Raw genomic sequence first — 13319 nt, 5'->3', positions numbered from 1 at the left:
GTCCCCCTTCCTGCGGTAAATGCGGGGCGCACTGGGTCTTTAATCCTTTTCCGCCGGGGAGGGAAGACGCTGCGCGGAGGTCTGGGGTGACACCTCCTCCATCCATTTGAGGACTTCCACCAAATTCTCGTCCGGCGGCATTTCATGCTTTCCCGGAAAGGGAAATTCCTTGATGGCGCACTGCCTTCTTTTGAGAACCTTGACGTCATGGCTGACGGCACTGTTGGCTCCTCCGTCCTTGTCTCCATTGATAATAGCCACCGCCATGCGCGTGGGGCACGTGAGGCGGTCCTTCCCTCCCAGCCAGCCGCCCATGGATACAATCCCCTTCCACGGGCGGACGGGCGGAATCCTGCGCTCACTATATGTAAAGGCACGGGACGCTCCGCCTGAAATGCCGCCCATGTACATGCGGTCCGCATCAAAAAAGGCCATTCTCTCCAAACTCCCGTTCGTGGAAGTCCACAGCTTGCCCAGTCCGGCTTCATGTTCCTTGGACTCCGAATTTTTAAACGTCGTCAATCCCAGGGCCACCCATCCGTTGGCCTCGCAGGCCTTCCGGAATTTCTGGACCATGTGCTGTCCATTGCCTACGGAATTAAACAGAATGATGACGGGAGGCGGAGTTTCCGCCTTCAGCGTGGATGGATAATAGACAAAGGCTTCCGGATAGGAATCCGTAGCGGGGATTTTAGTGATCTTCCCCAGCCTTCCTTCCGTATGCCGCTGCATGCGCTCCTGGTTGCTCATGGCTTCCGGAACATGCTCCTTGATCCAGTCCACGTCGTTCCCGGACAAGCTTGCCAGAGGCAGTTCCACCTGTCGGCCTTTCTCCAATTTAAGGGAAACTTTCCTGCCGGCGGCGTTGAAGCGGACAAAAGCCGCCGTGATGGTTTTGCCGGCGGTATTGGTCCACACGCGCGGCTGGTGCGGCACATCGGCCTCCTGCGCCGGGGCAAGCGGCAGCAACACGGCCGCGAGGACCGTAAACAATCGGGTAGTCATTCCCCGGTAATAGGCTGCCGACCGTTGGCAGTCAATAAAATTCGCCTGATTGCACAGCTTTGGGCACATCCCTGTTCGGAAAGCTCCATTCTTGCAGAGGCGGAACGGAGCATCCAAACTGCCACCACAGCCGGAAACAAATTTTCTTATTTATATTTGAACCATTTTCACGGCCATTATTCCGGGAAGGAAACAGCAAAATAAAAGAGGACCCAGAAAACATCATACATCCCTCACCATCAATGAGATATTTTTTCTTCTCAGGAAAATGAATTTACTGGAAGCTTTCTGGAATTCCTTTCCGGCTCCAGGTTTAAAAACCCTGTCATGACAAAGACCGCCAGACAATAGCCGCAACCATCTTATCCTGAATCATTTTCATTCCCATCTCCATCAAACCTTCCCATGTCATCCCACTGAACAGCCCGGAACGAGAATCATCTAAAACCTCGGGCGCCGTGATTGTCACGAACGCATAACCACCTAATCATTAAACAAATAAAAAAGCATGAAATTAAGACTCCCACATATGCTGCTGGCAGCAGTTATCGCTTGCCTTGGCAGTTTCTCCGTTGCTACGGCAGCTAACTATGCGGCCAACAGCGCCGATTCATTCGTGACGGCCTGGAACCAGGCTGCCGCCTCGAATGAAGCGTCAACCATCACTATCACCGTGCCGGCAGGCTCCGATAACATCACACTGACCCAGGAACAACGGGCCCAGTTGAACGCCATCTCCGGAACGGGCAACGTTACCGTCCAAATGGCGGACCCCAGCGGCAAACTGGTTAATTTCAATTATGATCTGGTTAATGGACAGGTCAGCTTCAACGACATCACACTGAGCGAACCCCTGGGAAGCGACAATGACATCGTAGTCACGAACGCCACGGACACCACCACCATTGACGGCAGGAACATTGCCATCGAAGGAACGAATGACGCCGCCAATCCCAAGACGGTAGGCGCCACCGTCACTTCCACGAACGGACAGGTAGGCATCGGCGACAACGTTTCCATGGAAAAAGCCGTCACCGTTACCGGCCAGGCGGCTCACACGGTGGACCCCTCCACGCCCCCGGCAGGTGAGGCCTATACCAGGACGACCTACGACACCTACAGCAATTCCAACGAGCAGGCCGTGGTCCTGGGCAACAACGTCACCATGCAGGATACCGTGACGGCTACCGGCCAGATCGTCAGTGATCCGGCGGCCAAAGTTACGCTGAACGGAGACGTGACCTCCACGGCCGGGATCGGCACCGTGACCACGGAACAGTTTGACGCGGCCAACAACCAGAACAGCAAAACCGTCATCGATTCCATGGATGACAGCATTTCCGGCGGCATCGTCCTTGGTGAAACCACGGCCGGATCCATCACCATCAAGACTGTAGGCGGCAATGTTTCCCTGGGAGACAACACCGTTCTGAACGGCACCACCGTTTCCGCGGAATCCGTCGACCTGAACAAGACGGTTTACAGCAATGACGACGGCAACTGGAATACGGTTGTGGGCACGGAAAAGCTGGACACCATCGAAGGCAGCGTCACCCTGGGCAACAACACCACCGTCAAGGGGAATTCCACCCTGACGGCGGATGACAATATTGCCATCGGCACCAACAGCGTGATCACCGGCAATACCGCCGCTGACGGCATCATCACTGCGGGAGGCCAGATCTCCATCGGAGACGGCACCCAGGTCGTGGGCAACACCGCCACCAACGCCGGCAAGGCCGCCATCAACCTGGCCGACGGCCAGACCCTGTACATCGGTTCCGGCGCAGTTCTTTCCGGCAACACGTCCAACGGCGTCCTCGGTTCCGTGCATGCGGGCCAGAACACCCAGATCAACGTTTATACGGACGGCACCGCCTACACCTTCATCAATGACGGCATTGACACCGCGGCTCCCGCGGCCCCCACGGCTGACGCCGCCCCTCTGGCCGCTGACCAGACCGTCATGACGAAGACCGGCACGGGCACCCTCGTCTACGGCGGCGGCGGAGCCACCGACACGTTCGGAGGCACCTACCAGCAGCTTGAAGGCAACCTGATCATTGGCCACGCCACCTTTGGAACCGTGGACGCCGCTACCGGAAAAGTCGGCCCCCTCCAGTCCATCGGCGCCGCCGTAATGGGCACGGACGATACGGTTTACGACATCCGGACGGGCCAGGTGACCCTGGCGCAGAATTCCACCATGAAGGGGGCTTCCGCCTCCTTCGGAGGCGATTCCACCCTGCTCCTGAGCGACGGCTCCGTGCTTGACTTCGGCACCCCGGCCACCTTCACGGATAATTCCCGCGTGGGCATCCAGGTATCCGACGCCACCGGCAATCCCGTCCCAATCGCCCAGCTGAAGAAGGGCACGGAAAGCGTGAACGTCACGCTGAACGGCACGGACATTTCCGGACGCCTGCTGAACAACCTGTTCCTGACCACCACCATGGCTCCGGGAACGACGGAAGGCACCACCACCATCACCCAGAACATGAGGGGCATTGACGGTCCCATGTCCGGCTACAACGGCAACGTTTACACCGTAGCGGCCGCTCTGGAAAGCAACCGCCTGAACGTGGCCGCCGGTTCTCCCGCCGCCCAGTTCTATGAAACCCTGCTGCGCGTGACGGACCCGAACGAAGCTGCCAACATGATTCAGTCCGTCAGCGGTGAAAACGTGATGAACTTCGCGTGGGCCGCCAGCCGGACGCTGAGGAGCTTTGCCGACCTGGGACGCATCCAGTCCGCCGCCTCCATGGCCCGCCAGACGGAAGACACCATTGAAGTGGTGGACGCCAAGGGCTCCCCGATCGCCCGCAAGACGATCGCCAAGGGCAACGGCAACATCTGGGTAGGCGGCATGGGCAACTGGGATGACCAGGACGCCCGCGGAGGCATCTCCGGCTACAAGTACAATGCAGGCGGCTATGCCGTGGGTATTGACTACAAGGCTGCCCAGGGTTCCCTGATTGGCATTGCAGTGGGCCAGAGCTTCGGCGACATCAAGGACAAGAGCGGATTCGGCTCCGACTACGACGTGGATTCCTTCATGGCCATGATCTACGGCCGCATGCATCCCTTCAGGGAAAGCAAGTTCACGCTGGACGGCTACGGCGCCTACGGACGCTCCAAGTTCAAGGGCAATTCCTACATCATGGGAACCGCCGCCAACGGCAATGAAAATGCGGACTCCTTCAGCGGCGGCCTGTACGCCACCTGGACGGAACACTTCGCACTCGGCAAGGCCTTCGTAACGCCTTACACGGGTATCGAATTCATGACCACCGAACTCAAGGGCTTCTCGGAAAGCGGACCTTACGGCCGCTCCTTTGACCACGCCCGCGCCCAGAACTGGACCATTCCGTTGGGCGTGACCATCGCCCGCGCCTACCAGACGGACGGCGGCACCACCATCACCCCGGCCTTGACGGTGGCCGCGGCGCAGGATGTGAGCCGCATGAATCCCAAGTCCAACGTCAGCGGACCCCTGGGAGCCTGGAACGTGCGCGGCGTCAACGTCGGTCGCACCGCATTCCGCCTGAATGCCGGCATTGACGTGCTCTTCTCCAGCAATTGGGGAGCACGGGTCTGCTATCAGTTCGAGACCCGCAACAAGCTGACCTCCCATGGAATCAACGGAGCCATCAGCTATACGTTCTAAGTAGGACGGCGCTTCAGCGCATGCTTTTACTTGGTTATGGTAGGCCCTTTCCCGCCCTGTGCGGGAAAGGGTTTTCCGTATGTTTCAGCCACTGTCTCCTGCCGCACATTAAATCTTTTCTTTTAAAAACGGCATCTCCGAATAAAGGAATGACGTCTGCACGGATTTCCAATCCGATTCCCGGTTTATTAAAAAATAAATATTTTACAATAAATGAATTATGAATTAATTAAATGCTCGTGCCCTCTTTTCCGTTTAAGTTGTAGTAAAGATATGTTTGCCTGATGTGTTCCTCCTTCAAACATTTGCATTGACGCCGGATTGGAAATCCGTTATCCGTGTCTCTGTTAAAGTATCTGTTGAGCATGAGATTATCTACATTCTGCATTTTATGCTGCCTATCCGCCGGGATTTCCCAGGCTGCCACCTATGTCTGGAGCGGAGCGGCAGGAAACGGGATCTATGGAGATTCCAACAACTGGACGGTGGACGGCGCGCCGAACGGCTACTTCCCGCAGCACAGCACCAATGACAACGCCATCATCGGGGAAAACGCCGGAACTGTTACCTGGTCCACCGCGCAATCCTTCTTCGGCGCCACCAATACGGTCCAGGTAGGGTCCGGAAGCACCCTGGTCTGCACGACTACGATAGGGGATCTCAACGTCAATTCCTTTACCCTGGAAGGCAATTCCCATCTGGTATTTGAATCCAGCAACGCCTTTGGACTGGGCCGTGACTTTACGCTGGATTTCGGCACCTTTACGGCGGCGGAACACGGTTCCTGGACCGCTACGGACCTCACCAACTTCTGGACCAACGGAAAAACCGTCACCTTCACCGGCACGCTGGATATGAACAGCCTTTCCGGAAGCGGAACGATTGAACTGGCTTCCATCAAATCCGCCCAGCAGGGAGGCAACCTCAATCTGGACCTGAGCGGCCTGAACATCGCCAGCAACTCCCAGGTACAGGCGACCGTGACGCAGGTCACGGAAAACGGCGTCACCAAGGTACTGATCAACTATGAAACCGTTCCGGAACCCGCAACGGCCACGCTGAGCCTGCTGGGACTGGGCTCCCTGCTGTTAAGAAGAAAGAGACAGTAGTCTCCGCCCCAGCACCGATTTTACCCCGGCTTGCTCCCCAAAGGGAAAGCCGGGGTTTTCTTTTGCCGGCGGGGTCAATTTTCACAAGCATTTCCCCATTCGCCAACGCGGCCGCTCCGGGGCCGCGCAACGCCGCCCCGAACGGAAAAACGGAAGCTTCCCCGCGCAGGTCAGAACTCGCAGTTGCGCGGCGTGCGGGCAAAGGGCAGTACGTCGCGTATGTTCGTCACTCCGGTCACGAACATCAGCAGGCGTTCAAACCCGGCTCCGAATCCGGCGTGCGGAACCGTGCCGTAGCGGCGCAGATCCGCATACCAGCGGTAGGCTTCCTCATTCATGCCCATGCGGCGCATGTTTTCCTCCAGAATGTCCAGCCGTTCCTCACGCTGGCTTCCCCCTACGATTTCCCCGATGCCGGGCACCAGCACGTCCATGGCGGTAACGGTCCTGCCGTCTTCGTTCAGACGCATGTAGAAAGGCTTGATCTCCTTCGGGTAATTGTAAACGATGACCGGGCATTTGAAATGCTCTTCCGTCAGGAAGCGTTCGTGCTCGCTCTGGAGGTTGATGCCCCAGGAAACGGGGTAATCAAACGTTTTCCCGCTCTTGAGCAGAATATCCACGGCTTCCGTATAGGAACAGCGCACAAACGGCGTTTCCTTCACATGCTCCAGGCGTTCCCGCAGTCCCTTGTCCACAAAGCGGGTCAGGAATTCCACCTCTTCCGCGCTGTTCTCCAGGGCGTCGCCGACCAGGAAGCGGACGAACGCTTCCGCCATGTCCATGTCTCCGTACAGGTCGCAGAAGGCCATTTCAGGCTCCACCATCCAGAATTCCGCCGCATGGCGCGTGGTATTGGAGTTCTCCGCCCGGAAAGTGGGGCCGAAGGTATAAATATTGCTCAGTGCGCATGCGAACGCCTCCCCTTCAAGCTGTCCGCTCACGGTGAGGTAGGCCGCCTTGCCGAAGAAATCCAGGGCTGCGTCACGGGAGGCGGCGTCGCCCACGTCCAGCGTCGTCACACGGAACATTTCACCGGCGCCCTCGCAGTCGCTGGCGGTAATAATGGGCGTGCTGACCCAGGAAAAGTCCCTCTCCTGGAAAAACCGGTGGATGGCATAGGCCAGCCTGCTACGCATGCGGAACACGGCGCCAAACAGGTTGGTGCGGGGGCGCAGATGGGCGATGGAACGCAGGAATTCCGGCGTATGCCCCTTTTTCTGCAAAGGGTAGGAATCCGGAGCGGTCCCCACCAGCTCCAGGGAGGCAGCGCGCAGTTCCCATCGCTGCCTGCCCTGTCCGGCAACCAGAGCCCCGCGAACGCTCACGGCGGAGCCCGTGGTCATTTCCCCAATCCGTTCATAACCGGGAATGCCTGCATCCGCCACCACCTGGAGGGAAGCCACGGAAGAACCGTCATTTACTTCCAGAAAGGAAAAAGCCTTGGAATCACGGCGCGTACGCACCCAGCCCTGAATCAGTACGTCCGGCATTTCCGCCTCACTGTTCAAAGCATATTTCACCAATGTTCTGCTGATCATGGCGCAAGTATAATACAGCGCCTTTCCCATGCCAGCAGAATTACTTTTTCCGGAGAGAATATTCAGGCGCTTCCGGCAGCGGAAGGAGGGCGTGCAGCACGGCTCTATTTGGAGGGCTGCATAACCTGCCGCCCCGTCGTAATGGCGATGGCGTCCGCCAGCGGCATTTCCTTTTCCGTGTGGGCCGCACCCCAGGAATCCGAGAAGATGAGCGTCTTCTTTTCCTCGTCAAAGCCGATGATGAGCCTCAAATGGCCACCGCGCGTCTGGGACAGGCGCAGCGGCTCAGGAACGATGCCCAGTTGAACGGACCACAGCACGGGAATGCCCGCCGTGATGTAGGGCCTGATGGCGTTGAGCCATTTGTCCATCTGGGACGGAGATCCGGCGCGCGCCAGCTTCAGCACCTCCCCGTCCGCATTGTCCCAGAAGCCGGACCAGTCATATTCATTCTCCACCTTCTCCTTTTTTAATTTGGAGGCGGCGCGGTTGTAGGCTTTCAGCAGATTCCGGAAATCACGGGTGTCCGTCAGGGAATCCAGCACCTTGATCCGGATCTGGAAGCGCGCCCCTATCTTTTTCAGGTTCTCCGCCATTGCCGCCGTGCTGGTTCCTCCTTCCGCGGAGGAATTGGCCAGGGAAGCAAGTTCGTGCTGGTCCACGTAATCCATTCCGTAATAGGCAAAAATCCGGGCGGCGGTCGCCACCACGCAATAACCCTTCTGCCCCTGGTCTACCATGGGAATGTCCTGGATGACCACCCGTTTTCCTTCTTTCCTGACGTGCTGCTTGATGTCCGCCTTTCTGGCGCGGGAAGAAGCGTCGCCCCTCGCGATGGAAGCCTCCGTGGGGCCGGCCTTCAACCGGATGAATTCCGCTTCAAATTCCCTGCCCTCCCGCGACGTATTGGTTTCCAGGGTAATCGCCCCCTTGTCCCAAATCCAGGACCAGCCATTGACCTTGACCACCGCCTCCTTCCGGGTGGCCCGGTACTCCCTGGGCTGCACTCCGGTGAGAGCGGTCAGCCCTTCCCTGACGCGGTCCAGGCGTTTTTCAAACTCATCCTTGTCAATGGCCCCGTTGTCCCCCTTGTTGTACATCATGACGGTCATGGACTGGGGAACGCCTTCCTTCCAGTGCACCAGCATTTCCCCCAGGGACATTTCCCCTATTTTGATTGCAGGCTTCGCAATCCGGAGCTGGGTCTTGTCCCTGTCCACCCAGCCTCCGGATTCCCCGTTGAAATATTTCCCAAACAAATCCGGTTGCGGGAGGGTCCAGAACGCGCCGGATTTTAAATCCGGCGCCATGTCGCCAGCCCCCCATGCGGCGGGAAGAAGGCAGCAGGCGGAAAAGACAGAGAGGAATGAAGAGATAAATCGCATAACGGCAAAGGAGTAGAGGAACGGTCCCGCTGCTCGGGGCCCATGCTGACAATGTATTCTTCCATGGCGGTCCTGCCAAGAAAAAATGAATCTTACCCCGGCGGACGGTCCGTTATTAGCCTTCCCTTCACCGGATTCATTCAGACAGGCCCCAGGAACAAAAAAACCGGCCTGCCGCGGTACATTCCGCAGCAGGCCGGCTTGAATGAATAAACCAGTCCGGTTACATGAACGGACGCAAACGCTGCATGATGGCGTCCTTGGAAGAGGCTCCCACCATCGTATCCATGATTTCCCCGTCCTTGATAACCAGAAGGGTGGGAATGGTACGCACGCCATAGGTAGCGGCAAGGCCGTTGTTGGCGTCCACATCCACTTTGCCCACCTTGATCTTGCCGGCCAGTTCCGTGGAAAGCTGGTCAATGATCGGGGCGATCATGCGGCAGGGGCCGCACCATGTAGCCCAGAAGTCGACAAGCACAGGAATGTCGGACTTCAGGACTTCATCCTCAAAATTTGCTTCAGAAAATACGTTTGCCATAGTACCGCTTAGAGTATTTCAACAGTCATTATGTTCACTTATTCTTCTGCATCGGCGCCATCATCGGAAGACTCTTCTGCAGGGGCATCGGAGGAGGCGTCATCGGAAGAAGATTCGGCGGCCGCGTCATCGGTCGCTTCTTCACCGGCGGAGGTGGGAGCCGCGGCAGCGGGCTTGGAGTCGCTCCCCAGCCAGCCCGTCATGCTACGGGCTTCCAGGGTATCCGTGGCGTATTGATAACCAACGAAAATAAGCGCAAAGGCAAGAGCCACGAAGGAAAGAATATTGAGCAGCGTATTGGGAGACGCTTCCGTATCTTCTTCAAACTTCTTGGCCGTAAAGGAGGCGGAAGAAACCGGAGCGGCCGCAGGAGCGGTATTCAGCCCGATGGTGGCCTGCGGAAGCTGGGCGGTCGCCATGCCTGCCCCGGGAGGGGTCAGGGGAACGGTGGGCGCAGCGGCTGCGGGTGCCGCACCGGCGGGAGGAGCCACGGGCGTCGTGGCGGAGCCGAGAGCAACCGTCTTCAACCCGCCGCCAAGCTTGATGCCTCCGCCGAGCCCGGCGGGACGAAGGGGAATGGTGGGCGCAGCAGCAGCGGGCGGCGCGGCGGGTGCGGCGGGAGCCGCAGGAGCGCCGGAGGCGGGAGGGACAGAGGGAGCCGCCGGTGCCTTGGGCACGGAGGGAGCGGCCGGCGGAGTCGGAATGCTGGGCGGAGGCGGAGTACCGCCCGGAATGGAGGGGGGAGGTGGATTACTCATATCGGAAAAAATAGCTGTGCTGAACGATAGCTCTCGCTTATTTCCGACCGTAAATCAAGAAAAAGAATGCGCAAAGCCCAAATTCCGTGCAATTTTTTTTAATTTGGAGCGTATTCCATCCTAAACACGCTGTCCGGACTTGCCCTGAAAAGCGTTCTTTCCTACGCTGTGTATCCGGCATTATTTCATATGAAACCCATTACCAAATTAGCTTCCACCACCTTGCCCGACGGTTCCATTCTCGACCTCTGGGAACGGGACGGCTTCCATTTTCTTCTTCGTGACGGCGTGCAGCTCGCGTCCAGTTTTTCCCATGGGAGCAATGAAGCGGCAGCGGCCATGGCGGCAGCCCCGGTTAAAAGGGCCAACCAGCCCGCTTTTCTCCTGGACGGCCTAAGCCTGGGGTTCACCCTGTTTGCCCTGATGGACCTGGTCCAGAGGGAAAAGGCCCGCTTCATCGTAGCGGAGCCCTGCAAGCCGCTCGTTGACTGGCACCAGGAGCTGATGGACGGGGAACGCCCCGGCTTCCTGCACGATCCCCGCGTCAGCGTGGAATTCACTCCGGCGCTCCAGATCGCCCGCAAAAACCCGAAAAGCTTCCACGCCATCCTGTGCCGTTCCACGCATGAACGCATGAACCTGAGCGTGGCGGAGGCTTCCGACTATTTTGCCGCGCTCAAGCAGGGCGGCCTGCTGGTCATCACCGTGGCCCGGCCGGACGTCCGGCTTGCCCGCACACTCCAAAAAGCGGGTTTTGAAGTGAGCACGGAGGCCGTGCCTGCCTCACATAAAGGAAAGAAAACCACTTTTCACACCGTTATTCTTGGAAAGAAGGGGCGCTTCGTCCCCTTTTCCGCGCATCAATCCTGATTCCATCCTGCCACCATGAACCGCACAACTCTTACAACGGCCGGACTTCTGGCCGCCCTGCTCATCGGAATTCCCGCCCTGGCGGATTCCATTGCCCCGGGCATCCTGCTTCCCAAGAAAAACACCAAGTCCATTTCCTTCTCCCCCAAGGGGAGCTCGGACATTTTCCTGCTCGGCATCATGCCGCAGGGCAGCTCCGTCAAGAAGGGGGAATCCGTGGCGCAGGCGGACTTCCGCATCCTGGACAAGAGCATTGAAGACTACGAACGCACCATCAAGAGCAAAAACCTGGAAGTGCTGAAACTCCGGTACGCCCTGGACCAGCAGAAGGAACGCTCCGCGCTGGCTCTGCAAAAATACCAGACGGCCCTGACCCGGACGGAGGAGGACCAGAAAGACTTCCTGGAAAAGCGGAAGGCCCGCATGCTGGCGGAAGAAGAGGAACGCGTCAACAAGGCCCTGCGCCACATGTCCTACAAGCAGGAGGAGCTGAACCAGCTTACCAAGATGTACAAGGATGACCAGGTGGCGGAGGAAACGGAAGAAATCATCCTCAAGCGCCTGAAAAACGAACTGGGGAAAGCGAATTTGCCGTCCAGGGAGCCAAGCTAGTCGCGGAGCTGGCCAAGCTGCGCAACATCCACCGCCTGGGGGAAGACTACGCCACGGCGGTCAAGGAAAAGCAGATGGATTTGGAACAGGCCCGGAAGCAGGCTGATTTTGACCTGGAACAGAAAAAGATAGCCCTGACGGAGGCGGAGGTGTCCCTGCGCCGCCTTCAGGACAAATACAACGAACTGAAAGCGGACCGGGAAATGGCCGCCTTCAAGGCCCCTGAAAACGGCATCCTGCTGTACGGCGGCTATGTGGCGGACAAATGGGTAGCCATTCCGGTGGCGGAAAAGCTCAAGCCCGGCGGCAAGCTGGAAGCCTTTGACAAAATCGCCACCATCGTCCCGCCGAACTCGGAACTGATCGTGCAGGCCACGCTGCCGGACTCCACCGCCACGCCCAAGGTGGGGGAAGCCGTCGTCATCAAGGTAACGAACATGCAGATTCCCGGCGTCATTACGGAAGCCAGCCCCATTCCGGGGCGGACGGCAAGCGCCGCATCATCATCACGCCCAAGGTTCCCGCCAGCCAGATCTTCGCTCCCGGCCTCCCCGTCCAGGTCACCATCAAGGACCAGCAGGCCTGATCCCCCTACGGACCTCCATGAATAAAGCCGTCTTTTTTCTCGCCGCCCTGGGGGCCAGCACGGCGCTCTGCGCCTCCATTCCGGCGGAAAACGCGGAAAAAAGGGATACCATTCCCATTGCCAGGGTGCCGGACGTTCCGCCGCCCTCCCGGGAAACCCTGGACGCCTCCATCCGGAAGGCGGCGGACTTCCTGCTGAAGGAACAGAACAGGGACGGCTCCTGGGGAAGCCATACGCGCACCAAGGGGCTGAACGTCATCTGCCCCTACCCGGAAGGGCCCAGGTCGTTCAGAACGGCCTCCACCTCCCTGTGCGTAATCGGCCTGCTCACCAGCCCCCTGAAGGAGGACCCCGCCGTCAAGGCCGCGCTGGACAAGGCCGTGCAATACCTGCTAACCACGCTGCCCACCCTGAAACGGGGAGACACGCGCACCGTGCTCGGCGTCTGGGGCCATGCCTACGGCCTCTCCGCCCTGAGCCGGGCGGCCCGCAATCTTCCTGCGGATTCCCCCCTGTATGCGGAACTAAAAAAAGTGGCCGGCCTTCAGGTCAAGGCGCTGGACCAGATGGCGGACGTCCAGGGCGGCTGGGGCTATTATACGTTTGAAACCTTTTCCAAACGTCCCATCGGAGAGCCCACCTCCTTCCTGACGGCTACGGTCCTGCTCGCCTACAAGGACTCGGAACAGGCCTTCGGCCTCAAGCCGGATGCCCGAGTCGTCAAACGCGCCGTCGCCTGCCTGGAAAAACTGCGGACCCCTGCCGGCAGCTACGTCTATTCCCTTTCCCACTCTTTCTATCCCGGCCGGCCCATCAACCGCCACACCGGCAGTCTGGCCCGCACCCCCGCCGGAGACCTGGCCCTGATGCGGTATGACCCGGCTTTCATCTCCAGGCGGCAGTTGGAAGACGGCCTGGAACGCATCTGGAGCCGCGGCGGCTGGCTTTCCCTGGCCGTGAAAAAGCCCATTCCCCATGAAAGCTTTGCCCAGAACGCGGGCTACTTCTTCTACTACGGGTATTATTACGCCGCCCGCTGCCTGGAGGAAGTGGCCCCGGAACATCTGGCGCGCCATGCCTCCCATCTGGCAAGCGACCTCCTGCCCATGCAGGAAAAAGACGGCTCCTGGTGGGACTATCCCCTGTACAACTACCATAAATTCTACGGTACCGGCTATGCCCTGTACGCCGTCTCCCGCGTCAGGGAATCCCTGTACCCTTCCAATGCCGCAACGGCCTCCTGAC

General features: G+C 58.8%; 11 protein-coding genes. 6 read left to right on the top strand and 5 right to left on the bottom strand.

What is annotated here, in order from left to right; translation table 11 throughout:
• Positions 1 to 39: 39 nt before the first annotated feature.
• Positions 40 to 1005: a hypothetical protein gene (locus PVA48_RS06780; RefSeq protein ID WP_022396323.1), complete on the bottom strand. Its 966-nt coding sequence runs from the start codon at positions 1003 to 1005 to the stop codon at positions 40 to 42.
• Between the two features lie 529 nt (positions 1006 to 1534).
• On the opposite strand from PVA48_RS06780, the gene PVA48_RS06775 reads away from it, so the two are divergent.
• Together PVA48_RS06775 and PVA48_RS06770 are read left to right on the top strand one after the other, a co-directional pair.
• Positions 1535 to 4672 (top strand): autotransporter outer membrane beta-barrel domain-containing protein, encoded by a 3138-nt coding sequence (locus PVA48_RS06775; protein ID WP_423232427.1) that lies wholly within the window; start codon positions 1535 to 1537, stop codon positions 4670 to 4672.
• 365 nt (positions 4673 to 5037) lie between these two features.
• Positions 5038 to 5781, top strand: a complete 744-nt coding sequence (locus PVA48_RS06770) for a PEP-CTERM sorting domain-containing protein (protein ID WP_022396325.1) — start codon at positions 5038 to 5040, stop codon at positions 5779 to 5781.
• A gap of 170 nt (positions 5782 to 5951) precedes the next feature.
• On the opposite strand, the gene asnS is transcribed toward PVA48_RS06770, so the two are convergent.
• The 4 genes from asnS to PVA48_RS06750 form a co-directional block, all read right to left on the bottom strand.
• Positions 5952 to 7319: an asparagine--tRNA ligase gene (asnS, locus tag PVA48_RS06765; protein ID WP_180971069.1), complete on the bottom strand. Its 1368-nt coding sequence runs from the start codon at positions 7317 to 7319 to the stop codon at positions 5952 to 5954.
• Between the two features lie 107 nt (positions 7320 to 7426).
• The gene (locus tag PVA48_RS06760; RefSeq protein WP_102721545.1) at positions 7427 to 8632 is read right to left on the bottom strand and encodes a C39 family peptidase; all 1206 of its coding nucleotides are present in this window, start codon (positions 8630 to 8632) and stop codon (positions 7427 to 7429) included.
• Between the two features lie 298 nt (positions 8633 to 8930).
• On the bottom strand, positions 8931 to 9248 hold the full coding sequence (gene trxA, locus PVA48_RS06755; RefSeq protein ID WP_022396328.1) for a thioredoxin: 318 nt from the start codon (positions 9246 to 9248) through the stop codon (positions 8931 to 8933).
• 38 nt (positions 9249 to 9286) lie between these two features.
• Complete coding sequence (locus PVA48_RS06750; RefSeq protein WP_102727961.1) at positions 9287 to 10006, bottom strand: hypothetical protein; 720 nt, start codon at positions 10004 to 10006, stop codon at positions 9287 to 9289.
• A gap of 189 nt (positions 10007 to 10195) precedes the next feature.
• Between PVA48_RS06750 and PVA48_RS06745 the strand changes: the two genes are divergently transcribed.
• From PVA48_RS06745 to PVA48_RS06730, 4 genes are all read left to right on the top strand, one after another.
• Positions 10196 to 10876: a hypothetical protein gene (locus tag PVA48_RS06745; protein ID WP_102731255.1), complete on the top strand. Its 681-nt coding sequence runs from the start codon at positions 10196 to 10198 to the stop codon at positions 10874 to 10876.
• Between the two features lie 15 nt (positions 10877 to 10891).
• Positions 10892 to 11488: a hypothetical protein gene (locus PVA48_RS06740; protein WP_423232426.1), complete on the top strand. Its 597-nt coding sequence runs from the start codon at positions 10892 to 10894 to the stop codon at positions 11486 to 11488.
• Positions 11489 to 11562: 74 nt separating this feature from the next.
• A complete protein-coding gene (locus tag PVA48_RS06735) occupies positions 11563 to 12099 on the top strand; it encodes an HlyD family efflux transporter periplasmic adaptor subunit (protein ID WP_423232425.1) in 537 nt (178 codons plus the stop codon).
• Positions 12092 to 13318 (top strand): prenyltransferase/squalene oxidase repeat-containing protein, encoded by a 1227-nt coding sequence (locus tag PVA48_RS06730; RefSeq protein ID WP_022396332.1) that lies wholly within the window; start codon positions 12092 to 12094, stop codon positions 13316 to 13318. The genes PVA48_RS06735 and PVA48_RS06730 overlap by 8 nt, the downstream gene beginning before the upstream one ends.
• Position 13319 lies beyond the last annotated feature (1 nt).

The sequence above is a fragment of the Akkermansia sp. JRP_AM1 genome, from assembly GCF_049262625.1.
Classification (GTDB): Bacteria; Verrucomicrobiota; Verrucomicrobiia; order Verrucomicrobiales; family Akkermansiaceae; genus Akkermansia; species Akkermansia massiliensis.
This window is presented reverse-complemented; position numbering and strand designations above follow the sequence as displayed.